This is a genomic window from Pseudonocardia sp. (genome assembly GCF_025965585.1).
Classification (GTDB): Bacteria; Actinomycetota; Actinomycetes; order Mycobacteriales; family Pseudonocardiaceae; genus Pseudonocardia.
This window is the reverse complement of record NZ_JAOPWR010000126.1, coordinates 1-21860: the sequence shown is the minus strand read 5'-3', so window position 1 is coordinate 21860 and position 21860 is coordinate 1. Positions and strand designations below refer to the sequence as shown.

Annotated in this window: 21 protein-coding genes and 1 pseudogene; 17 read left to right on the top strand and 5 right to left on the bottom strand. The window is 74.1% G+C overall.

All coding sequences use genetic code 11. The features are described 5' to 3' along the window. Positions 1–2024: pseudogene (locus tag JWR81_RS08100) on the top strand (hypothetical protein); the annotation flags it as partial. A gap of 4 nt (positions 2025–2028) precedes the next feature. On the opposite strand, the gene JWR81_RS08095 reads toward JWR81_RS08100, so the two are convergent. After that, positions 2029–2736: a TetR family transcriptional regulator gene (locus tag JWR81_RS08095; protein ID WP_297648940.1), complete on the bottom strand. Its 708-nt coding sequence runs from the start codon at positions 2734–2736 to the stop codon at positions 2029–2031. Between the two features lie 89 nt (positions 2737–2825). Between JWR81_RS08095 and JWR81_RS08090 the strand changes: the two genes are divergently transcribed. Beyond that, positions 2826–3980 carry an acyl-CoA dehydrogenase family protein gene (locus JWR81_RS08090; protein WP_297648937.1) on the top strand — a complete coding sequence of 385 codons (1155 nt, stop codon included), beginning with the start codon at positions 2826–2828 and terminating at the stop codon, positions 3978–3980. A gap of 11 nt (positions 3981–3991) precedes the next feature. On the opposite strand, the gene JWR81_RS08085 is transcribed toward JWR81_RS08090, so the two are convergent. Both JWR81_RS08085 and JWR81_RS08080 read right to left on the bottom strand, forming a co-directional pair. Then, positions 3992–4711, bottom strand: a complete 720-nt coding sequence (locus JWR81_RS08085; RefSeq protein ID WP_297648934.1) for a TIGR03089 family protein — start codon at positions 4709–4711, stop codon at positions 3992–3994. Between the two features lie 26 nt (positions 4712–4737). Beyond that, positions 4738–6327, bottom strand: coding sequence for an LCP family protein (locus JWR81_RS08080; protein ID WP_297648931.1), 1590 nt, complete (start codon positions 6325–6327; stop codon positions 4738–4740). Between the two features lie 160 nt (positions 6328–6487). Here JWR81_RS08080 and JWR81_RS08075 point away from each other — a divergent pair, with 160 nt between their 5' ends. The 8 genes from JWR81_RS08075 (at position 6488) to JWR81_RS08040 (ending at position 14229) form a co-directional block, all read left to right on the top strand. Beyond that, positions 6488–7321, top strand: coding sequence for a glycosyltransferase (locus JWR81_RS08075; protein WP_297648928.1), 834 nt, complete (start codon positions 6488–6490; stop codon positions 7319–7321). A gap of 43 nt (positions 7322–7364) precedes the next feature. Beyond that, positions 7365–8234, top strand: coding sequence for a hypothetical protein (locus JWR81_RS08070; protein WP_297648924.1), 870 nt, complete (start codon positions 7365–7367; stop codon positions 8232–8234). A gap of 59 nt (positions 8235–8293) precedes the next feature. Continuing rightward, complete coding sequence (locus tag JWR81_RS08065) at positions 8294–9076, top strand: dTDP-Rha--alpha-D-GlcNAc-pyrophosphate polyprenol alpha-3-L-rhamnosyltransferase (RefSeq protein ID WP_297648921.1); 783 nt, start codon at positions 8294–8296, stop codon at positions 9074–9076. A gap of 46 nt (positions 9077–9122) precedes the next feature. Continuing rightward, entirely contained in the window at positions 9123–10193 is a 1071-nt protein-coding gene (locus tag JWR81_RS08060; protein WP_297648952.1) for an NDP-sugar synthase, read from the top strand. A 108-nt stretch (positions 10194–10301) separates the two neighbouring features. Beyond that, entirely contained in the window at positions 10302–11207 is a 906-nt protein-coding gene (locus JWR81_RS08055) for a DNA-3-methyladenine glycosylase 2 family protein (RefSeq protein ID WP_297648920.1), read from the top strand. A gap of 133 nt (positions 11208–11340) precedes the next feature. Further along, positions 11341–12339 (top strand): 2-phospho-L-lactate transferase, encoded by a 999-nt coding sequence (cofD, locus tag JWR81_RS08050; protein WP_297648917.1) that lies wholly within the window; start codon positions 11341–11343, stop codon positions 12337–12339. Then, positions 12332–13678 carry a coenzyme F420-0:L-glutamate ligase gene (locus JWR81_RS08045; RefSeq protein WP_297648914.1) on the top strand — a complete coding sequence of 449 codons (1347 nt, stop codon included), beginning with the start codon at positions 12332–12334 and terminating at the stop codon, positions 13676–13678. Before cofD ends, JWR81_RS08045 begins: the two co-directional genes overlap by 8 nt. Continuing rightward, positions 13672–14229, top strand: coding sequence for an NUDIX hydrolase (locus tag JWR81_RS08040; RefSeq protein ID WP_297648911.1), 558 nt, complete (start codon positions 13672–13674; stop codon positions 14227–14229). Before JWR81_RS08045 ends, JWR81_RS08040 begins: the two co-directional genes overlap by 7 nt. A gap of 15 nt (positions 14230–14244) precedes the next feature. Here the strand turns inward: JWR81_RS08040 and JWR81_RS08035 are convergent, their stop codons facing one another. Continuing rightward, a complete protein-coding gene (locus tag JWR81_RS08035; protein ID WP_297648907.1) occupies positions 14245–15021 on the bottom strand; it encodes a site-2 protease family protein in 777 nt (258 codons plus the stop codon). A 235-nt stretch (positions 15022–15256) separates the two neighbouring features. Between JWR81_RS08035 and JWR81_RS08030 the strand changes: the two genes are divergently transcribed. Beyond that, complete coding sequence (locus JWR81_RS08030) at positions 15257–15565, top strand: WhiB family transcriptional regulator (RefSeq protein ID WP_297648949.1); 309 nt, start codon at positions 15257–15259, stop codon at positions 15563–15565. Positions 15566–15589: 24 nt separating this feature from the next. On the opposite strand, the gene JWR81_RS08025 is transcribed toward JWR81_RS08030, so the two are convergent. Further along, positions 15590–16069, bottom strand: a complete 480-nt coding sequence (locus tag JWR81_RS08025; RefSeq protein WP_297648904.1) for a metallopeptidase family protein — start codon at positions 16067–16069, stop codon at positions 15590–15592. 147 nt (positions 16070–16216) lie between these two features. Here JWR81_RS08025 and JWR81_RS08020 point away from each other — a divergent pair, with 147 nt between their 5' ends. From JWR81_RS08020 to JWR81_RS07995, 6 genes are all read left to right on the top strand, one after another. Further along, the gene (locus JWR81_RS08020; protein ID WP_297648901.1) at positions 16217–16564 is read left to right on the top strand and encodes a DUF3499 domain-containing protein; all 348 of its coding nucleotides are present in this window, start codon (positions 16217–16219) and stop codon (positions 16562–16564) included. Between the two features lie 25 nt (positions 16565–16589). Continuing rightward, entirely contained in the window at positions 16590–17948 is a 1359-nt protein-coding gene (locus JWR81_RS08015) for a phosphomannomutase/phosphoglucomutase (protein ID WP_297648898.1), read from the top strand. Between the two features lie 98 nt (positions 17949–18046). Further along, complete coding sequence (locus JWR81_RS08010; protein ID WP_297648896.1) at positions 18047–18244, top strand: Trm112 family protein; 198 nt, start codon at positions 18047–18049, stop codon at positions 18242–18244. Further along, entirely contained in the window at positions 18241–19335 is a 1095-nt protein-coding gene (locus tag JWR81_RS08005) for an SIS domain-containing protein (RefSeq protein WP_367278756.1), read from the top strand. The genes JWR81_RS08010 and JWR81_RS08005 overlap by 4 nt, the downstream gene beginning before the upstream one ends. A gap of 12 nt (positions 19336–19347) precedes the next feature. After that, entirely contained in the window at positions 19348–20565 is a 1218-nt protein-coding gene (manA, locus tag JWR81_RS08000; RefSeq protein WP_297648893.1) for a mannose-6-phosphate isomerase, class I, read from the top strand. 31 nt (positions 20566–20596) lie between these two features. Beyond that, positions 20597–21550, top strand: a complete 954-nt coding sequence (locus JWR81_RS07995) for a cation diffusion facilitator family transporter (RefSeq protein ID WP_297648890.1) — start codon at positions 20597–20599, stop codon at positions 21548–21550. The last annotated feature ends 310 nt before the right edge of the window (positions 21551–21860 follow it).

The following is a 21860-nucleotide window of genomic DNA, read 5'->3' as shown; positions in this document are numbered from 1 at the left end:
CGCAGCTCGCGGTGGCGGCCTACCGGATCGCGCCGACGCCGGAGGCCCGCTCCAGCCTGCTCAACGCCACCGGCGCCCCGGTGCCCGCCCGGCTGCCCGGCCCGGCCGCCGTCACCGAGTCGGTCGCGGTCGACCGCGCGCGGAAGGTGCTCGTGTCGACCTCCGGATCGCGTCCGACCGTGCAGGTCTGGGACGTCCGCGACCCGGGACGGCCCGTGCGCCTCGCCGACACCCCGCCGGCGGCGGGTGATCTGCAGAGCGTGGTGCTGAGCCCGGACGGCAGGCGGATCGCCGCCGGGGGTACCGCGGGTGACGTGGTGGTCGTCGACCTCGCCGATCCGGCCCGTCCCGGCGTGCCCGTCCCGCTGGCCACGGGCGGTGGGCCGGTGCTCGCCGTCGCGTTCGGTCCCGGCGGCCGAACGCTGCTGGCCGCCACCGGCAAGGACATCCGGCGCTGGACGCTCGGAGCGACCCCGACGGAGCTGCCACCCCTCGCCGCACCGCCGTCGCCGCTGCAGTCGCTCGCCGTGAGCCCCGACGGTCGGCTGGTCGCCGCCGGCACCGCGGACGGGCCGGTGGCGCTGTGGCGCGACGCGGCGGCGCTCCCGCCCGTCACCGGGCCCACCGGCAAGGCCTACGCGGTGGCGTTCAGCCCCGACGGCCGCATGCTGGCCGCGGGGAGCGCCGACCGCACCGTGCGCCGCTGGGACGTCGCCGACCCCGCGCGCCCGGTGCCTGCCGCCGTGCTCACCGGCGCCACGAACTGGGTCAACGCCGTGGCGTTCAGCCCCGACGGGCGCTCGCTGGCCGCCGGTAGCTCCGACGGCTACGCGCGCCTCTACGACCTCGCTACGTCCCGGGTCACGGCCACCTTCCCGCACCCCGGGCCCGTCACGTCCACCGCGTTCCTCGACGCCGGCACGCTCGCCACCGGCGAGGCCGACGGCGTCGCCCACCTGTGGCCGGTGCGCTCGCCGGTGGTCAGCACCTTCGACGACGCCGTGTTCGCCGTCGCCTTCGCCGCCGACGGACGCCGGCTCGCCGTCGGGCCGGGCTCCAAGGACGGCACGGCCGGGCTGCTCGACGTCGGTTCCCCGCAGGGGCCGGAGGAGATGGGCACGCGGGTGCGCAACCCTGCGGGCGACCCCTCGTTCTCCGGGTCGGCCGCGCTCACCCCCGACGGCCGCACGCTGGCGGTCGGGCGCTCCGACGGCAGCGTCCGGATGTGGGACGTCTCCGACCCTGCCGGCCCCGTCCCGCTCCCGTCCCCGCCGGGCGCCCCCACCGCGCTCGTCGAGCAGCTGACCGTGAGCCCGGACGGACGGACGCTCGCCGCGTCGGGGGACGACAACGCCGTGCGGCTGTGGGACATCGCCACCCCGACGGCGCCGCGGGCGGTGGCGACCCTGACCGGAGCCACGAGCCTCGTCCTCGCCTCGGCGTTCAGCCCGGACGGGCGCTGGCTGGCCGCGGCGAGCGCCGACACGAAGACCTACCTGTGGGACCTGCGCGCGTCCCCGCCGACAGTCGTCGCCACGCTGGGCGGCCCGTCGAGCTACGCGTACTCGCCGGCGTTCAGCCCGGACGGCAGGACCCTCGCCGTGGGCAGCGCCGACAAGTCCGTGCGCCTCTACGACGTCTCCGACCCGGCGCATCCCGCGCAGCTGGGCTCGCCGCTCACCGGGCCGTCCAACTACGTGTACTCGGTGGCGTTCAGCCCGGACGGGCGGACCCTCGCGGCGGCCAGCACCGACGGCACGGTGTGGCTGTGGGACGTGAGCCTGCCGTCGGAGCCGACGACCACGGCCACGCTCACCGGGCCGACCGAGGCGGTGTTCGCGGTGGCCTGGAGCCCCGACGGCACGCGGATCGCGGGCGGGAGCGCGGACAAGACGGTGCGCCTGTGGTCGGCCGACCCCGACCGCGCGGCCGCCATGCTGTGCGCGGGCACGGGAGCGCCGTTGCAGCCGGTCGAGTGGGCGCGCTACGTGCCCGACCTGCCGTTCGACGCGCCCTGTTCGTGACGGGTCAGGTGGCCGTGGTGCGGCGCTCGAGGCGGCCGACGGCGGCCTCGAGGCGCTGAGCGACGATGTGCAGCCCGCCGTCGGGCTCGACGGGCAGCATGTCGGCCACCCGGCGGAACCGGGCCCGGCAGGCGTCGATGCCGTCGGCCGGGGCTCCCGCGGCGAGCCACGCCCGCAGCGCGAGGTTGTGGGCGGCAACCACCGCCGCGCCGATGACGGCGGCGCGCAGCTCGGCCGTGTCGTCGCCCCGCCCACCCCCGCCGTCGAAGCGCTCGCGCACCTGCCGGATGAACAGCCTGCGGTAGTGGTCGACGCTGGCCGACTCGCGGTCGCGCAGCGCGGGCACCTCGTGCGTGAGGCGGAACCGGGCCACCGACAGCTGCGGGTCGTCGGTGTAGAGGTCGAACACGGTCTCACCCGCGCGGAGCACCAGGCTCGCGGTGGGCTCGCCCGGCTGGGCGCCGGCGAAGATCTCGGCCACGCGGGCCAGCCCGGTCTCATGGTCGGGCGAGATCGCGTGCTCCTTGCTCCGGAAGTACCGGAAGAAGGTGCGCCTGCCGACGCCCGCCGCGGCCGCGATGTCGTCGACGGTGGTGTCCTCGTAGCCCTTGGTGCGGAACAGCTCCACGGCTGCCGCCACGAGATCGCGACGCACTTCCGCGCGGCCTTCGGCGGAACGGCCCCGCCGGGCACGGGGAGTGGCGTCAGTCATGGCACCGAGGGTAGCAGCGAGCTTGCTGAATGGCACGCAGTGCCGTTAGGGTGGCGCCAAGCGCACACGATCAACGGGGATGGGGCCGCATGAACGCCGACTTCGACACCTACCAGCTCAGCGATGAGCACGAGGCGCTCCGCGACGCCGTCCGCACGCTGGCAGAGAAGGAGATCGCGCCGTACGCGGCCGACGTCGACGAGCAGGGCCGCTACCCGGTCGAGGCCAAGGAGGCGCTGGAGAAGGCCGGTTTCGGCGCGGTCATCATCCCCGAGGAGTACGGCGGCCAGGGTGCCGACGAGCTGGCCGGCTGCATCGTCATCGAAGAGGTGGCGCGGGTCTGCGCGTCGTCGTCGCTGATCCCGGCCGTCAACGGCCTGGGCATGACCCCGATCCTGCTGTCGGCCTCGCACGAGCTCAAGCAGCAGGTGCTGCCCTCCATCGCGTCCGGCGAGGCGATGATCAGCTACGCGCTGAGCGAGCGCGAGGCCGGCTCCGACGCCGCGTCCATGAAGACGCGCGCCCAGCGCACCGGTGACACCTGGGTCCTCAACGGCACCAAGTGCTGGATCACCAACGCGGGCGAGTCCACCTGGTACACGGTCATGGCCGTCACCGACCCGGGGAAGGGCGCCAACGGCATCTCCGCGTTCGTCGTGCACAAGGACGACCCCGGCTTCGAGGTGGGCCCGAAGGAGCGCAAGCTCGGCATCAACGGCTCGCCCACCCGCGAGATCTACTTCCAGAACTGCACGATCCCGGCCGACCGCATCATCGGCGCCGAGGGCACCGGCTTCAAGACCGCCCTGGCCACGCTCGACCACACCCGCCCCACGATCGGCGCGCAGGCCGTCGGCATCGCGCAGGGCGCGCTGGACATCGCGATCTCCTACGTCAAGGAGCGCAAGCAGTTCGGCAAGCACCTCGCCGAGTTCCAGGGCCTGCAGTTCATGCTCGCCGACATGGCGATGAAGGTGGAGGCCGCGCGCCAGCTCGTGTACGTGGCCACCTCCCGCGCCGAGCGCGGCGAGAAGAACCTCGGCTTCATCTCCAGCGCCGCGAAGTGCCTCGCGTCCGACACGGCCATGAGCGTCACCACCGACGCCGTGCAGCTGCTCGGCGGCGCGGGCTACACCAAGGACTTCCCGGTGGAGCGCATGATGCGCGACGCGAAGATCACGCAGATCTACGAGGGCACCAACCAGGTCCAGCGCATGGTGATGGCGCGCTCGCTGCTGCGCTGACGCGCACGACCTCAGCCCAGCCGGGCCGTCGTCCGCTCGCTCTCGGCCTTGCGCTCCAGGCGCTCCGGGTCGGCGTTCGCCACCTGCACCAGGCTCGCCCCCGCCGCCAGCACCGCCAGCAGGCCGTCGCTCAGGCCCCGGCCCGACCAGTCGAGCGTCGAGAGCACCCGGTCACCGGCCGAGAGGCCGAGCTCGGACCCACGCGAGCGGGCGGCGGCCAGCACCTCGTCGACCGAGGCCCCGTCCAGCGCGGGGGCGTCGGAGGGCAGCGGGGCCCACGGCACGAAGTCGTCGCCGTGCAGCCGCACCTCGGTGGCGAAGTCGACCACCCCGGCGGGCAGGCCGGGCAGGCCCTTGCCGAACGCGTCCAGCGACAGCGCCACCACCCCGTTCGCCGGGGCGGCGGCGAGGGCGAGGTCGATCCGCTCGGCGTCGCACAGGACGAGCTCGGCGCCGTCCGGGTCGGTCACCACGTCGGCACCACACCACCACGCGGCCAGCAGCACGGCGGCCGTCTGCCAGTGGGCGGGCAGCAGCACGGCGACGCGGGTGCCCGGCTCGACGTCGCACTCGTCGCGCAGCAGGTTGGCGGCCTTCGCGGCCCAGTTGGCGGTGGTCACTGCGGAGAGCTCGATCCGCTCGCCGGTGGCGTCGTCGTAGAACGTGATGAGCGGGCGGGCCGCACCGGCGCCGGAGCGGAACGGGTCGAGGAGCGCGTTGGTGAGGGTCACCCGCCCATTCCACACGCCCGGCGTGGTCAGTCGATGCAGGGCACGCCGGCCGCGGTGATGGGGCCGCCCGCGGGAGGCGCCGGCGTCGTGGTGGTCGTCGGAGCGGCGGCCTGCGTGGTGGCGGCGACCACCGACGGGGCGAAGTCCGCGCCGATCACGACGAGCAGGTGGCCGGGAGTGACCTCGTCGCTGCCCACGCTCTCGACCGCGATCCCGCCCAGCTGGTCGGCCACGGCCTTCGCGGCGTCGCCGTCGGACCCGGTGTAGCGCACCACCGACTGCGTGGTGGCGATGTCATTGTCGACGGTGCCGCGGCCGAACCCGAGCTTCCCGAGGTGCGTCGCGACGGTGCCGGCCATGCCCGACGCCGACGAGCCGTTGCGGACGTCCACCACGTACCGCGACGCGATGACGTCGTCGGGCAGCCCGCCCGGCACGGTGGTCTCCCGCTTCACCGGTGCCGCCTCGGCGGCGGTGGCGGCCGCCTCCTGGGCGGCGATCTTCCGGTCGATCGCGTCGCGGACGGCGAACCGGTCGACGAGCACGACGTCGCCGCGGTCGTTGGTCGCGTTGCCCTTCGTGGGGATGGTGACGAACTCGAGGTCGCCCGCCGCGACCGACGACGCCTGCTGGGCGAACGCGAGCAGGTCCCAGCCCGAGTCGATGGTCAGCGACTGCTGCGCCACCCCGACGAGCCGGGAGAGCGCGCCCGGGTCGGTCAGCGTGCCGGCCGCGAGGATCTTGTGCGAGACGGCGGCGAGGAACACCTGCTGGCGGCGGATCCGGGAGAGGTCGCCTTGCGGCAGCCCGTGGCGCTGGCGGACGAACGCGAGCGCGTCGGCTCCGGAGATCGTCTGCGGGCCGGCGGCGAAGTTCGCGCCGGACAGGACGTCGTTCACGGGCGCCTTGAGGCAGACGTCCACGCCGCCGATGGCCTTCGTGAGGTTGTAGAAGCCGAGCAGGTTGATCTCGGCGTAGTGGTCGATGGTGAGCCCGGTCAGTCCCTCGACCGCCCCGATGAGCGCCTGCCGGCCCTTCTGCGACGACTCGGCCTCGATCTGCTTCCTGTCGGTGACGCCGTCGGCCACCATCTGGTCCGCGGAGAGTGCCTTCATCGCGGGGTACGCGGCGTTGATCTTGTCGGTCCGGTAGCCCGGGATGTCCACGTAGGAGTCGCGGGGGATGGAGAACGCGACGGCGCCGCGCCCGCCCTCGGGCACGTGCAGCACGATGATCGTGTCGGAGTTCAGCACCCCCGTGTCGGCGCCGGTGTGCAGCGCGTCGGTCACCTCCTTCGGCAGCGGGTTGCCCTGCGCGTCGGTGCGGCTGTCGACGCCGACCAGCAGGATGTTCTGCGGGCCGTCGTTGCTGCCGCCGGTGATGACGTCGGTGGTGGTGATGCCGGCGGTGACGCCGCGGTAGAGGCCCCACGCGGTGCCGGTCACGGCCAGGACCAGCACGGACACCGCCACCGTCGCGCTGCGCAGCCTGCGGCCGATGTGGCGGCGGGGGCGCTCCCCGGGCGGGGGCGGGCGGGTCGCGGCCCGAGTGGCGCTCGCGGTGCGGGACCGGCCGGTGGGGCGCGTTCCCGAGGTGCGGGCGGTGGCCGTGCGCATCCCGTCCACGGTCCACCTCCGTTCGTCGTCCTACCGGCCCCTAGGGTGCAGCATCGGGCGTGGCCGTCACAGACTGTCGATGCGCGTGTCGCGGGTGACCCGGATCGCTCCGGTGTTCGCCACGCAGAGTGAGTAGGTTGGAGGAGAGGAGACGTTTCCGGTGACCGAGAAGCTGTCGTTGCTGCTGCCCGTCTGGGCCGGTGACCGGCCGGACTTCCTCACCGAGGCGTTCCGCTCCACCGTCACGGAGCAGACACGGCGCCCGGACCACGTGGTGATCGTGCGTGACGGTCCTGTCACCCCCGCGCTCGACGCGTGCATCGCGGAGCTGGCTGCGTCGAGCCCCGTGCCGGTCGACGTCGTCACGCTGGAGAGCAACGTCGGGCTCGGGCCCGCGCTGGACGCCGGCTTGGAGGCGTGCCGCCACGACGTCGTCGCGCGCATGGATGCCGACGACGTCTCGCTGCCGCACCGCTTCGCCGTCCAGCTGCCGATGATCGAGTCCGGCCTCGACCTGGTCGGGTCCGGCCTCATCGAGTTCGGCACGCACGCGGGCGACGTCGTCGGCACGCGGACGCCGCCCACCGATCCCGCCGACATCGACGCCCGCGCGCGGTTCGCCGACCCGTTCAACCACCCGACGGTCGTCTACCGCCGCGACCTAGTCCGCTCGGTCGGCGGGTACACCGACTTCGCGCTGATGGAGGACTACCTGCTCTGGGCGAAGATGATCGTCGCCGGTGCGCGGGTGGGCAACGTCGCCGAGCCGCTCGTGCAGTACCGGGTGGGGGCAGGCGCCTACGCGCGGCGCGGCGGGCTGGCCCAGCTGCGCGCCGAGCTGGCCGTCCAGCGCCGCTTCCGGAGGATCGGCTTCACCACCCGGATGCAGTTCCTGCGCAACGTCGCAGTCCGGGGTGGGTACCGCCTGGTGCCCGAACGGGTGCGCCGCCTGGCCTACAGAAGGGTCATCGCCACCTACCGAGAGCGATCTTGACGGCGTCGGCTGGCAGCATCGCCCCTCGAACGTGAGGAGTCCGATGGCATCCGATCCGTATCTCTCGCGGGCCGATCCGCCCACCGACGGTCCGCTCTCCGCCGAGGGGCGGGCCCTGCTCGACGCCGCCCGCCCCTATGACGCGATCGACCTCCTGCGCCGGGCCGTGGCCACGGGGGAGCCGACCGCGCCCGACCTGCTGGTGCGCGCCTACCTCGACAGCGGCAACTGGGCGGCGTGTGCGAGGTGGCTCGGCCCGCTCGTCGAGGACGGGCACGTGCGGTTCGCCGGCCGGCTCGGTGTCACCCTGGTCCAGCTGGGCGACGCCGAGCGAGCCGAGGCGGCGCTGCGGCTGGCCGTCGAGTCGGGGGAGCTGGTGGCGGCCAACGACCTCGCGATCCTGCTCCGCGACGGCGGTCGGCTCGGCGAGGCCGTCCAGGTGCTGGTGCGGGCGGCCGACGCCGGTGACGAGCATGCCCCGTCCAACCTCGTGGCGCTGCAGCTGGAGGCCGGTGACCTGCTCGCCGCCGTGGCCTCCGCCGAGCACTACGCCGACGAGTCCCGGCCCGACACGATCGTCGCGCTGGCCGACGCGCGGAGCCTGCAGTCCAAACTGGACGAGGCCGAGCGCCTCTACCGTCGCGCAGGCGAGCTGGCGGCGGTGCGGGCGCACACCGCGTACGGCCAGTTCCTGGTCGAGGTCCGCGGGGACCCCGCCGGGGCCGAGCGGGAGTTCCGGGAGTCGGAGCGGCACAACGAGCCGGGCTGGGCCTACACGCTCGGCCGCTTCCTCGCCGACGAGGGCCGTACCGACGAGGCCCGCGGCTACCTCCAGACGGCGCTCGGCTGGGGCGACCGCGACGCCGCCGCGGCGCTGGCCGAGCTCGACGGTGAGGACCCGGCGGACGACTGACCAGGCACTCGTCACGATCGGGTGAGGACCGTCCCGGCCTCATGGCTAGGGTGTGGGCGATGGATCCGGTCCCCAGCTACGGCGACGTGCTCGCCCTCGTCACCGTGACGCGCACGGCCGCGTCCCCGCTGCGGCTGCCCGCGTCGCTGCGCACGGCCACCGTCCGTCCGGTCCGGGTCGTGCACGTCGACGTCGCCGGGGCCCCCACGATCGACGGCGCCGAGGTCGTCCGGCTCGCCGAGGACGTGGGCCGGCCTGCCGCGGTCGACCGGGCCGTCGCGGGGCTCGACCCGTCGGTCGGATGGGTGGCGATCGCCGATCCGCAGGTCGAGTGGGGTCCCGGAGCGCTGGACGTGCTGCTCGAGGCGGCCTCCCGCCGCCCGCGGGCGGGGGTGCTGGCCCCGCGGCTGCGCACGCCGTCGGGGGTGGATGTGCAGTCAGGGGGTGAGCTGCCGACGCTGCGCACCACCCTGCGCGGGCGGATCCCGGCGGCACCGCTGCCGGACGGCCCGGTCGGGTGGGTCGACGGCACCTGCCTGCTGGTGCGCCGCACCGCGTGGGACTCCGTCGACGGCTACGACCCGCGGTACCCGGGCTCCGGCAGCAGGCCCGACCCCGCCGACGTCGACCTCTGCGACCGGCTCGACCGCGCCGGGTGGCTGGTGGCCGGGGTCCCCGCGGCCGTCGTCACCGACCACGCCCGGGGCGTCCTGGATCCGCACGGCCCGCACGACCTGCACGGACCCGTTCTGGAGACCCGCGACCGGAGCCTGCGCCGCTACGTGCACGATCGCCACGGCGCGCCGGCCCGGGTGCTCATGGCGCTGGCGCGCCGGCGCTGAACGCGACGCGGACGACGACATGACCGACCGACGAGGAGAGCCTGTGCTGCACGACGTCGAGGCAGTGGTGCTGGTGGGCGGCAAGGGCACCCGGCTGCGGCCGCTGACGCTGTCGGCCCCCAAACCCATGCTGCCCACGGCGGGGGTGCCGTTCCTGGCGCACCTGCTCTCCCGCATCCGCGCGGCCGGCGTCCGCCGCGTCGTGCTCGGCACGTCGTACCTCGCCGAGACGTTCTCCGAGGCGTTCGGTGACGGCGCCGCGCTTGGCCTGGAGATCGAGTACGTCGTGGAGGACCAGCCGCTGGGCACCGGCGGCGGCATCCGCAACGTCGCCAAGCACCTGTCCACCGAGCACGTCCTGGTGTTCAACGGTGACGTGTTGTGCGGCACCGACCTGGGCGCGGTGGTCGACACGCACCGGCGCACCGAGGCCGACGTCACACTGCACCTCGTGCGCGTGCAGGATCCCCGCGCGTACGGCTGCGTGCCCACCGACGACCACGGCCGGGTGCTCGAGTTCCTCGAGAAGACCGAGGACCCGCCGACGGACCAGATCAACGCCGGTTGCTACGTCTTCCGCCGCTCGGTGATCGAGTCGATCCCGGAGGGGCGGCCGGTGTCGGTGGAGCGCGAGACCTTCCCCGGCCTGCTCGCCGCGGGCTCGCGGGTCTCCGGGCACGTCGACAACGCCTACTGGCGGGACATGGGCACCCCGGCCGACCTCATCCACGGCTCGGCCGACCTGGTCCGCGGCGTGGCCCCGTCCGCGGCGTTGCCCGGTCCGACGGGCGAGTCCCTGGTGCTGGAAGGCGCTCAGGTGGCCGCGGGCGCGCTGGTGTTCGGCGGCACCACCGTCGGGCGCGGGGTGCGGATCGGCGCCGGCGCGCGCGTCGAGGGCTCGATGCTGTTCGACGGTGCGGTGGTCGGCGAGGGCGCGGTCGTGGAGCACTCCGTGATCGGTGCGGGCGCACGGGTCGACCACGGGGCCCGCGTCGACGAGACCGTCGTGGGCGACCGCGCCGTCATCGGGGAGCACTGCGAGCTGCGCCACGGCATGCGCATCTGGCCGGACGTGGTGCTGCCCCCGCACGGGGTGCGCTTCTCCCCGGATGTCTAGGTCCCCTCGAATGTCTAGGTCCCCTCGGATGTCCGGGTCTCCGCGGATGTCCGGGTCTCCGCGGATGTCCGGGCCGTCCGGGCCGCGCGCACGAGCGACGGGGACGCCGTGATCCGGGAGTGGCGGCCGGAGTTCCCGCTGGACCTGTCCGGCGTGCTCGCTCCGCTGCGGCGTGGGCGCGGGGACCCCACGTGGCAGTCCGTCGGGGAGGGCTCGCCGATCTGGCGCACGGGCACCACCCCCGACGGCCACATGACGATGCGCCTGCACCGCCGCGCCGACGGCACGGTCGTCGCGCAGGCATGGGGGCCGGGTGCCGCGTGGTCGCTCGACGGCCTGCCAGCGCTGCTCGGCGCCGACGACCGCCCCGAGGAGTTCGTGCCGCACCACCCGCTCGTCGTCGACGCCCACCGGCGGATGTCCGGGCTGCGCTTCGGCGCGTCCCGGCGCGTGTGGGACCAGCTCGTCCCCGCCGTGCTGGAGCAGAAGGTCACCGGCGTCGAGGCCCGCCGCTCGTGGCGGGAGCTGTGCCGGCGCTTCGGCGACCCGGCCCCCGGCCCCGCCCCCGACGGCATGCGCGTGCCGCCCACCCCGGCGCAGATCCGCGCGGTGCCCGACTGGGAGTGGCACCGCGCCGGCGTCGACAACGCCCGCCGCCGCGCGATCCTCGCCTCCGCCGCGGTGGCCCACCGCCTGGAGAAGGCGTCCGAGCTCGGCGGCAATGCGGGCCGTGAGCTGCTGCGGAAGGTGCCGGGCATCGGTGTGTGGACCGCGGCCGAGGTGGCCCAGCGGGCCTGGGGCGACCCCGACGCCGTGAGCTTCGGCGACTTCCACATCCCCACGATCGTCGGCTGGGCGCTGCTCGGCCGCCCGATCGACGACGCCGGCCTGATGGAGCTGCTCGGTCCGTACAAGCCGCAGCGGCAGCGGGCGGTGCGCTACGTCGAGGTCTCCGGCTTCCGGCGCCCGCGGTTCGGCCCGAGGTTCTCCCCGCGCGACTACCGCGCGATGTGACGTCCCCAGGATCTGCGCGCGAGTTTGCGTCGTCGCACGGTCCACGGAGGGTGCGAGGACGCGAAACGGCGCGCGGACCGGGGAGCGTGACGCCCGGGACAGCCGGTGAGTGCGAGGTCCGTAGGCTGGCCGCGTGAAGGTCACCGTGCTGGTCGGGGGCGTCGGCGGCGCCCGTTTCCTCCTGGGGCTCAAAGCCGCGCTCGGGCTCCCCGCCGTGGGCCCTGGCGAAACCGAGCACGAGATCACGGCCGTGGTCAACGTCGGCGACGACATCTGGCTGCACGGGCTGCGCATCTGCCCCGACCTCGACACCTGCATGTACACGCTCGGCGGCGGTATCGACACCGAGCGCGGCTGGGGGCACGCGGGGGAGACGTGGGCGGTGCGCGACGAGCTCGCGGCCTACGGCGCCGAGCCCGACTGGTTCGGCCTCGGCGACAAGGACACCGCCACCCACCTCGTCCGCTCCCGGATGCTGCGCGCGGGCTACCCGCTCTCGGACGTGACCGCGGCGCTGTGCCACCGCTGGCAGCCCGGCGTCACGCTGCTGCCGGCCACGGACGACCGCGTCGAGACCCACGTCGTGGTCGACGACCCGGCCAACGGCGACAAGGCGCGCAAGGCCATCCACTTCCAGGAGTGGTGGATCCGGCACAAGGGCGAGCTGCCCGCGCACCGCTTCGCCTCCATCGGCGCCGACGAGGCCCACATCCTCCCGGCCGCCCGCGACGCGATCACCGGTGCCGACGCCGTGCTGCTCGCGCCGTCCAACCCGGTGGTCAGCATCGGGGCGCTGCTCGAGGTCCCCGGCGTGCGCGACGCGCTGCGCGCCACGTCCGCGAAAGTCGTGGGGCTCTCGCCGATCGTGGGCGGACGCCCGCTGCGCGGCATGGCCGACAAGTGCCTCACCGCGATCGGCCTGGAGACCTCCGCGGAGGCCGTCGGCCGGCACTTCGGCGCACGGTCCCAGACATCCCCCGCCCGCCCAGGCCTGCTCGACGGCTGGTTGGTGCACACCGGCGACACGGCCGACGTGCCCGGCGTCGAGGTCCGCTCGGTTCCGCTGCTCATGACCGATACCGACGCCACCGCGCAGATGGCGCGCGAGGCGCTGGAGCTCGCCGGTGTCTGAGCCGATCTCCGACCACGGCGCGGCCGACACGATCACCGTCCTCCCGGTTCGGGGGCTGCCCGAGTTCCGCCCGGGCGACGACCTCGCGGGTGCGCTTGTCGCGGCCGCTCCCTGGATCGTGGACGGCGACGTCGTGGTGGTCACGTCCAAGGTGTTCTCCAAGGTCGAGGGCAGGCTGGTGCCCGCCCCCACCGACCCCGAGGAGCGCGACAAGCTCCGCCGCGAGCTCGTCGACGCCGAGACCGAGCGCGTGCTGGCCCGCCGCGGCAAGACGCTGATCGTGGCGGGCAAGCTCGGCATCGTGCAGGCCGCGGCCGGCATCGACGGCTCCAACGTCCGCCGCGACGAGCTGGCGCTGCTCCCCGCCGACCCGGACGCGAGCGCCGCGCGGCTGCGCGCCGACCTGAGGGTGCTGCTGGGCGTCGAGGTCGCGGTCGTCGTCACCGACACGATGGGCCGCTCCTGGCGCGTCGGGCAGACCGATGTGGCCATCGGCTCCGCCGGGCTCGCCGTGCTGCACCGGTACGGCGGCGCCTTCGACGCCGAGGGCAACGAGCTGCTCGTCACCGAGGTCGCGATGGCCGACGAGCTGGCCGGGGCCGCCGACCTGGTCAAGGGCAAGCTCGGCGGCCTGCCGGTGGCGGTGGTGCGCGGCCTGCGCCCGGCCGACGACGGATCCACCGCCCGCGACCTGGTACGTCCGGTCGACGAGGACATGTTCTGGCTGGGCACCGACGAGGCCATCGGCCGTGGACGCCGCGAGGCCGTCCTGCTGCGCCGCAGCACGCGCGAGTTCGCCGACGAGCCCGTGGACGCGGCCGCGCTGCGCCGGGCCGTGGGCGTCGCGCTCACTGCGCCGGCACCGCACCACAGCACGCCGTTCCGGTTCGCGTGGCTGCGCGAACGCCGCACCGCCCTGCTCGACGCGATGGCGGTCCGCTGGCGCGCCGACCTCGAGGCCGACGGCCGCCCCGCCGACGAGGTGGAGCGCCGGATCGCCCGTGGCGATCTGCTGCGCCGGGCCCCCGAGCTCGTTCTGGCATTCCGCACGGGCGACGGCATGCACTCCTATCCCGACGCGGCGCGGCTCGTGGGGGAGCACACGATGTTCACGGTCGCGGGCGGGGCCGCCGTCCAGTCGCTGCTGGTGGCGCTGGCCGCGGAGGGCCTGGCGTCGTGCTGGGTCGGGTCCACGATCTTCGCCTCCGACGTGGTGCGCCGGGTGCTGGAGCTGCCCGCCGACTGGCAGCCGCTCGGCGCCGTCGCGGTCGGGGTGCCGGCCGCGCCGATCGTCCCGCGTCCGCCGCGGGAACCGGGAGAGGGGTTCCTCGAGTGGTAGCCGCCGCGGCAGCAGCCGCCGAGCTCGAGGCATGGCAGCCCGAGCACGTCGACCAGCGCGCGCTCCGGTACGCCCTGCTGGCCTTCCTCGACGCCCGTCCGGACGGGTGCGACCGCTCGTGCGTGCCCGGTCACCTCACCGCGTCGGCACTGGTGGTCGACGCGGCCGGCGAGAACGTGGTGCTCACCCTGCACAGCCGCGTGAAGCGATGGCTGCAGGTGGGCGGACACTGCGAGCCCGGCGACGAGAGCCTGGTGGCCGCCGCGCTGCGCGAGGCCACCGAGGAGTCGGGCATCGCGGGGCTGACGATCGACCCCGCGCCGTTGCGCGTCGACGTGCACCCGATCACCTGCTCGCTCGGCCTGCCGACGCGGCACCTGGACGTCCAGTTCCTGGTGCGCGCGCCCGCCGGGGCCGAGACGGCCATCAGCGACGAGTCCGACGACCTGCGCTGGTGGGCGATCCACGGGCTGCCCACCGACGACGCGTCGGTGCTCGCGCTGGCCGCGGCCGCGGAACGGCGGCTCGCCGCCGTCGCCGGGGCCAGGTAGCCCTCGCGTCACCGCTCAGCGGCGCCAGAAGAACAGTTCCTGGTAGCCGTACGCGGCGAGCGTGGCGTTGCCGCCGACCGCTCCGAAGATCAGCTGCCCCAGCTGGAAGAACGCCGTGGACACCCCGGGCACCCCGATGATCAGCACGAACAGTGCGATCGGGGCCCACGGGCGGATGCGCGCGGCGAACTGGCGGGCCGGCGCCGACAGGTAGGGCTCGATCACGCCGAAGCCGTCGAGCCCGGGGATCGGCAGGATGTTGAGCACGAACGCGAGCACCTGGATCAGCGCGAGGGCCGAGAGCCCGACCGCGAGCCCCGCCGCCATCGGCACGAACGCGACGGCGAGGGTGCACAGCGCGCCGATCACGAGGTTGGTGGCAGGCCCCGCGAACGAGACGAGGCTGCGGACGCCGCGCGACCGCAGCGCGCCCTGGTTGATCCACACTGCGCCACCCGGGAGCGGGATGCCACCCAGGAGGAGGAAGAACAACGGCAGGACGAAGGACAGCCCGACGTCGGTGTAGCGCCGGATGTCGAGGGTCAGATACCCCTTGTCCCGCACGGACCGGTCGCCGCCGCGGTAGGCCACGAACGCGTGCCCGAACTCGTGGAGACACAGGGACACGGCCCATCCGCCCAGCACCAGCAGCACGACACCCGTGGTGAAGAGCACGGACGAGCCCGACGCCACCAGCTCCGCGGTACCCGCGGCGGCCAGCACACCGCCGGCCACAGCCACTACCAGGAGCACCAGGAACCACGGGCTGACTCGGTTGGACACTCCACGCACTTAACCACTCTGCTGAATGGGCGACCGTCCGGGTGGAGAGTGTCACCCGGATGGAAGCTTCAGCTTGCCAAGCACGGATCAACAGCGTTGTACTTACGCCGCTGTCATTCAGTCTTGGCAGCCATTCGCCGGGGCGCGGGGAGGTGGGCGAGTGAACGTGATCACGGACACGCTGAAGCTGGTCGAGGCAGGCGGGGGCCTGATGAGGCCGGTGGTTCCGGTGACCGGCTCGGTCCTGGAACCGTTCGTCCTGGTCGAGGCGCAGCTGGGGGGCGACGACACGGACGAGGAGGGCTGGCAGGAGCGTGCGCTCTGTGCGCAGACGGATCCGGAGGCCTTCTTCCCGGAGAAGGGCGGCTCCACGCGCGAGGCCAAGCGCATCTGCTCGGGCTGCGAGGTGCGGGCCGAGTGCCTGGACTACGCACTGGGCCACGACGAGCGCTTCGGCATCTGGGGCGGGCTGTCGGAGCGCGAGCGCCGCAGGCTCCGCCGTGGTGACGTCATCGAGGCCGGCATGGACACCACCATCGAGACCGCGGTCTGATCCCGACCTGCGGCACCCCTGACGCTACGAGCCCCCGCCGTCCACGGCGTCGGGCTCGATGTTGAGATACTCCGCCACCTGCTCCACGAGCACCTCGTGGAGCAGGTCGGAGAGGTCTGCACCGCCCTTGGCGCGCGCTTCCAGCGGCCGGCGGTAGAGCACGATGCGGGCACGCGAGGGCTGCCCGTGGGGGTCCACACCCGCAGGCACGAGCTGCGCGAGCGGCACGCCGACGTCCGCCAGCACGCCCGTGCCCCACACCACCTCGTCCGGTGAGGTCTCGTCGACCTCCGGCACTTCGTCGACGGCGAGGTCGAGATCGGCCAGCTCCGATCCCCAGCGCAGCTCGATCGGCTCCAGCGCCTCCAGCACCAGCGCGTCGAAGCGCTCCGAGCGCGTGCGCGTGGCCGGGATCGTCTCCGGGTACAGCAGGCCGCGCAGCCCGCGGCCGCGCCGGTCCCGCCGTCGGGGGGAGCGTCGCAAGGTGCGGTGTGCGGTCGTCACCCCGCGATCGTAGGGCTCCGCGGACCCGGATGACGCATGTGTGGCCCGGCACCGCCCGGAAGGATGCGTGCGGCGGCGGACACGACCACCCGCGCGTCGTAGAGGGCCGAGCGCGATTGTGCGCGCTATCGTCAGGAGGTGCTGAGCGTGAGGCGGTGTTCGCGGACCGGGTGCACCGAGCTCGCGGTGGCCACCCTCACCTACGTCTACGCCGATTCCACGGCCGTCGTGGGGCCCTTGGCCACGCAGGCCGAACCCCACTCCTACGACCTGTGCAACCGGCACGCCCACCGGCTCACCGCCCCCCGGGGCTGGGAGGTCGTGCGGTTCGAGGGCGAGTTCGCCGCCCCCCCGCCCACCAGCGACGATCTGACGGCGCTGGCCGAGGCGGTGCGGGAGGCAGGGCGCGCCGACCGTCCGGTCGAGGCCGTGCCCGTCGCGAGCACCGGCCGCCGTGGTCACCTGCGGGTACTGCCCGGTCCCACGGACGACTGAGCCCGGCCCCGATAGGGTTTCGCCCGTGACGGACCTGTCGAGCATCGTCAAGGCGTACGACATCCGCGGTGTGGTCGGTGAGCAGATCGACGCCGCGATCGTGCGCGACCTCGGTGCGGCCCTGGCCCGCCTGCTGCTCGCCGAGACCCCCGACACCGCAGCCGTCGCCGTCGGCCACGACATGCGCGACAGCTCGCCGGGCCTCGCGGCGGCCTTCGCCGACGGCGTCACCGGTCAGGGTCTCGACGTCGTCTCCATCGGCCTGGCCAGCACCGACATGCTCTACTACGCCTCCGGCACGCTGGGCCTGCCGGGCGCGATGTTCACCGCGAGCCACAACCCCGCGAAGTACAACGGCATCAAGCTCTGTCGCGCGGGCGCCACGCCCATCGGGCAGGACACCGGGCTGGTCACGATCCGCGAGACCGTCGAGGGCGGCGTCCCCGCCGGCCGGGGCGGCGGCACCGTCACCGAGCAGGACATGCTCACCGGCTACGCCTCCTACCTGCGCGACCTCGTCGACATCTCCGACGGGCGACCGCTGAAGGTCGTGGTCGACGCCGGCAACGGTATGGGCGGCCACACCGTCCCGGCCGTGCTCGCCGGCCTCCCGCTGGAGGTCGTGCCACTCTACTTCGAGCTCGACGGGACCTTCCCCAACCACGAGGCCAACCCCCTCGACCCGGCCAACCTCGTCGACCTGCAGAAGCGCGTGGTGGAGGTGGGCGCCGACATCGGCCTCGCCTTCGACGGCGACGCCGACCGCTGCTTCGCCGTCGACGAGCGGGGCGAGCCGATCAGCCCGAGCGCCATCACCGCGCTCGTGGCCGTCCGGGAGCTGGCGAAGAGCCCCGGCAGCGCCGTGATCCACAACCTCATCACGTCGCAGGCGGTGCCGGAGATCGTGGCCGAGCACGGCGGCCGCGCGGTGCGCACGCGCGTCGGCCACTCGTTCATCAAGCAGACGATGGCGCAGACCGACGCCGTCTTCGGCGGCGAGCACTCCGCTCACTACTACTTCCGCGACTTCTGGCGCGCCGACTCCGGGATGCTGGCCGCGCTGCACGTGCTGGCCGCGCTGGGCGAGCAGGACGGCCCGCTCTCGGAGCTGATGGCCGCCTACTCCCGCTACGCCGCGTCCGGCGAGATCAACTCGACGGTGCACGACCAGGCGGGCCGGGTGGCCGCCATCCGTGAGATCTACGCGGCGCGCGGCGCCGGGTTCGACGAGCTCGACGGCCTGACGGTCGCACTCCCCGACGGGTCGTGGTTCAACCTGCGCGCGTCCAACACGGAGCCGTTGCTGCGGCTCAACGTGGAGGCCTCCGACGCCGCGGCCGTGGCGCGGCTGCGCGACGATGTGCTCGCGGTGGTCCGGGCCTGAGCGCTCACCCGCACGGATCCGGCGGGCCGGGCCCCGCACTGGCAGAGTCGGATCCGATGCTGACGATGACATCAGCCGTATGACGAAGGAAGAGAACCGTGGCCGTAGAGCTCGACCCCCAGCTGATGGACATCCTGGCCTGCCCCACCGACGACCACGCCCCGCTGCGCGTCGGCACCGCGTCCGACCCCGGCGCCGAGGTGCTCACCTGCACCGTGTGCGGCCGCCGCTACCCGGTGATCGACGGGATCCCCGTGCTCCTGCTGGACGAGGCGCTACCGCCGGAAGGCGCATGACCGTGCTCGACGACACGCTGCTGGGTGACGCCCGTGCGCTGACGGCGCTCGACACCGGCGGCGTGCTGCGCGCGACGGCCACCGCGGGCGCCCAGGTCCGCTCGACGGCCCAGGGCGCGATCGAGGCGGGCGTCGGTGATCTCGAGGGCTCCCGTCCGCGCGCGCTGGTGCTGGTCCGCAGGCCCGGCTCGTCCGGGTCGGCGGCGGCGCTGCTCGCGGCGTTGCTCGGGCCGGCGTGCCCGGTGCCGGTGGTGGTCGCGGACATCGTGCCGTTGTGGGTCGGGCCCCTCGACGTGGTGGTGGCCCACACCGCCGACGGCGAGGACACCGATCTGGCCGACTTCGTCGCGCGTGCCGTGGCCCGCGGGGCCGAGGTGGTGCTGTCGGCTCCAGCCGAGGGGCCGGTCGCGTCGGCCGGGGCCGGGCGGGTGCGGCTGGTCGATCCCCGGATCCCGGTGCCTCCGGGCGTCGACCTGCCGCGGGCGCTGGCCGTCGGCCTGGTCGTCACGGCGGTGCTGGGCCTGCTCGGCAGTCCACTGGACCCGTCGCTGGACGCGCTGGCCGACGTCCTCGACGCCGAGGCCGAGCGCAACCAGCCCGGCCACGAGCCGTTCATGAACCCGGCCAAGTCCCTGGCGCTGCGGCTGGCTGAGCACACCCCGCTGATCTGGGGCACCGACGCGCTGGGGGCCGCCGTGGCCGCGCACGCGGCGTCGGCGCTGGCCACGCACGCCGGCGTGGTCGCCCACGCGTCCGACGTCGGCAACGCCGCCACCGCGGGGGGGCTGCTCCGCCTGCTGGACACCGGCGCCGAGCGCGACATCTTCCACGACCCGTTCGACGACCCGCCGGGCGTCGAGGCGCCGCCCGTGCGGCTGGTCCTCGTCGGCACGGGGGAGGACGATCCCGGGCATGTGCTGCTGCGCCGCACCGGACGGGACCGGGCCCCGGCCGACGTGGTGCACCCCGTCGACGAGGTGGCGCGCGGCGTTCGCCACGCAGCACTGTTGCGCGCGGGGCTGCTCGCCTCCCGGTTCGACGCGGCCGCCGTCTACCTGGGGCTGGCCACCCGCACGATCGCACCGGCGTAGGGAGGACCGACCGTGGAGCTGCTGCACAACCCGGTGCGTCCCTACGCCTGGGGATCGCGCACCGTCATCGCCGACCTGCTCGGCCAGGAGGTGCCCTCGCCGCACCCGCAGGCCGAGATGTGGCTCGGCGCGCACCCGGGCGACCCCTCTCGGATCGTGCGCGCCGACGGGCAGACCACGTCGCTGCTCGAGGCCGTCCGCGCCGACCCCGCCGGGCTGCTCGGCGCCGACCGCGCGTCGCGCTGGGACGCCACGCTGCCGTTCCTGCTCAAGGTGCTCGCCGCCGACGAGCCTCTCTCGCTGCAGGCGCACCCGAGCCTGGAGCAGGCCCGCACCGGTTTCGCCCGCGAGGAGACGGCCGGCGTGCCGCTGGACGCGGCCGACCGCAACTACCGCGACGCCAACCACAAGCCCGAGCTGATCTGCGCGCTCACGGAGTTCCACGCGCTCGTCGGGTTCCGCGACCCCGAGGCCAGCCTCGTCCTGCTGCGGGCGCTCGACGTCCCCGAGCTCTCCCACCACGTGGAGCTGCTCGCCGCCCAGCCCGATGCCGACGGCCTGCGTGCCCTTTTCACCACCTGGATCACGCTGCCCCAGGGCGTGCTCGACACGCTCGTGCCCGCGCTGCAGGCCGGCTGTGTCCGGCTGGCGGGCGACGCGGGGGAGATGCACGCCGAGGCACGCACGGTGCTGGCGCTCTCCGAGCGCTACCCCGGCGACGCCGGCGTGCTGGCGGCGCTGCTGCTCAACCGCGTCACGCTCGCGCCGGGCGAGGCCCTCTACCTCGCGGCCGGCAACCTGCACGCGTACCTGGAGGGCGCCGGCATCGAGCTGATGGCGAACTCCGACAACGTGCTGCGCGGCGGCCTCACCCCCAAGCACGTGGACGTGCCCGAGCTGCTGCGCGTGCTGGACTTCTCGGCAGGGCCGCCGCCGGTGCTCACCGGCCGGCCCGACGGCGCCTGGGTCCGCTACGACACCCCGGCGGAGGAGTTCCTGCTGCGTCGCCTCGACGCCGGGGCGCCGGACCCGCTGGGCGTGGCCGTGCCCGACGGCGGTCCGCGGATCCTGCTGTGCACCGCGGGCGCGGCGTGCGTGCGGGCACGGGGCCACGACGTGGAGCTCGGCCGTGGCGCGTCGGTGTGGCTCGCGGCGGCCGACACCGGCGTCACCGTGCACCCGCGCGCCGACGGCACCCAGCTCTTCCTCGCCGGGGACGGCCTGGCCTGACCGGTTCGTCGCTTCCGTTAGGGTCGCGCCCATGTCAGCAGGTGGTGGGACCAGGGCGATCGTCGCGGCGCTGGTGGCGAACGCGGGCATAGCGGTCGCGAAGTTCGTCGGCTTCCTGATCACGGGGTCGTCGTCGATGCTGGCGGAGTCGGTGCACTCCCTGGCCGACACGTCCAACCAGGGACTGCTCCTGCTCGGCGGCAAGCGGGCGCAGCGGGCGGCCACCGCCGAGCACCCGTTCGGCTACGGGCGCGACCGCTACTTCTACTCGTTCATCGTGGCGCTGCTGTTGTTCACGCTCGGCTCGGTGTTCGCGCTCTACGAGGGCATCCACAAGCTGGGGGAGCCCGAGCCGCTCAGCTCGCCGCTCGTGGCCGTCGTGATCCTGGTGGTCGCGATCGGGCTCGAGGGCTTCTCGTTCCGCACGGCGATCCACGAGTCCCGCCCGCTCAAGGGCACCGGCTCCTGGTGGAACTTCATCCGCCAGTCGAAGGTGCCCGAGCTCCCCGTGGTGCTGCTGGAGGACTTCGGCGCGCTGATCGGTCTGGTGTTCGCGCTGCTCGGCGTCGGGCTGTCGGTGCTCACCGGCAACCCCGTGTTCGACGCGCTGGGCACCATCGCGATCGGCACCCTGCTCGGCGTCATCGCGATCATCCTCATCATCGAGATGAAGAGCCTGCTGCTGGGCGAGGGCGCCACGGGCCCGGTGCTCTCCCGCATCGTCGACGCCCTGACCGCCGGTGCGGTGCAGCGCGTCATCCACATCCGGACCCAGTACATCGGCCCGGAGGAGATCCTCGTCGCGGCGAAGATCGCGCTGACGCCTGGCGTGCCCGTCGAGGAGGTCGCGCGGGCCATCGACGAGGCCGAGGCGCGCGTGCGGGCGGCCGTGCCCGAGGCCCGGATCATCTATCTGGAGCCCGACCTCGACCGCGGCGCGGCCGCCGAGCGCGCAGCGTCGGACGCGCCGGCGCCCTCGTCATAGTCCCCCGGAGGCCGATCGGCGTCGTCGTCTGCGCCGTCCACGGGCGAACGCACTCGCGGACGGCCCAACCGACATCAGCCGGTAACAGCTCCTAACCGCAGCGTGTTCCGGAGGAAACCCTCCGGTGACGCGCTGCCGGTGTACTCCCCTCTCACGATCACGGAGTCACCGATCCAGGAGGAAGTCGCATGGCCGACCTGACCGATCTCGAGAAGCAGTCCCTCGAGGAGATCGCCCACCCGTCGCTGCCCGAGGGCTCCACCATCTACGGCGGCACCAAGGTCTTCCCCGACTACCAGGCCGAGAACGG

Excerpts from the sequence above, each read along its gene's own strand:
- JWR81_RS07995 (WP_297648890.1), top strand. The coding sequence starts at position 20,597 with ATGTCAGCAGGTGGTGGGACCAGGGCGATCGTCGCGGCGCTGGTGGCG.
- JWR81_RS08080 (WP_297648931.1), bottom strand. The coding sequence starts at position 6,327 with ATGCGCACGGCCACCGCCCGCACCTCGGGAACGCGCCCCACCGGCCGG.
- JWR81_RS08005 (WP_367278756.1), top strand. The coding sequence starts at position 18,241 with ATGACCGTGCTCGACGACACGCTGCTGGGTGACGCCCGTGCGCTGACG.
- JWR81_RS08070 (WP_297648924.1), top strand. The coding sequence starts at position 7,365 with ATGGCATCCGATCCGTATCTCTCGCGGGCCGATCCGCCCACCGACGGT.
- JWR81_RS08065 (WP_297648921.1), top strand. The coding sequence starts at position 8,294 with ATGGATCCGGTCCCCAGCTACGGCGACGTGCTCGCCCTCGTCACCGTG.
- JWR81_RS08090 (WP_297648937.1), top strand. The coding sequence starts at position 2,826 with ATGAACGCCGACTTCGACACCTACCAGCTCAGCGATGAGCACGAGGCG.
- JWR81_RS08095 (WP_297648940.1), bottom strand. The coding sequence starts at position 2,736 with ATGACTGACGCCACTCCCCGTGCCCGGCGGGGCCGTTCCGCCGAAGGC.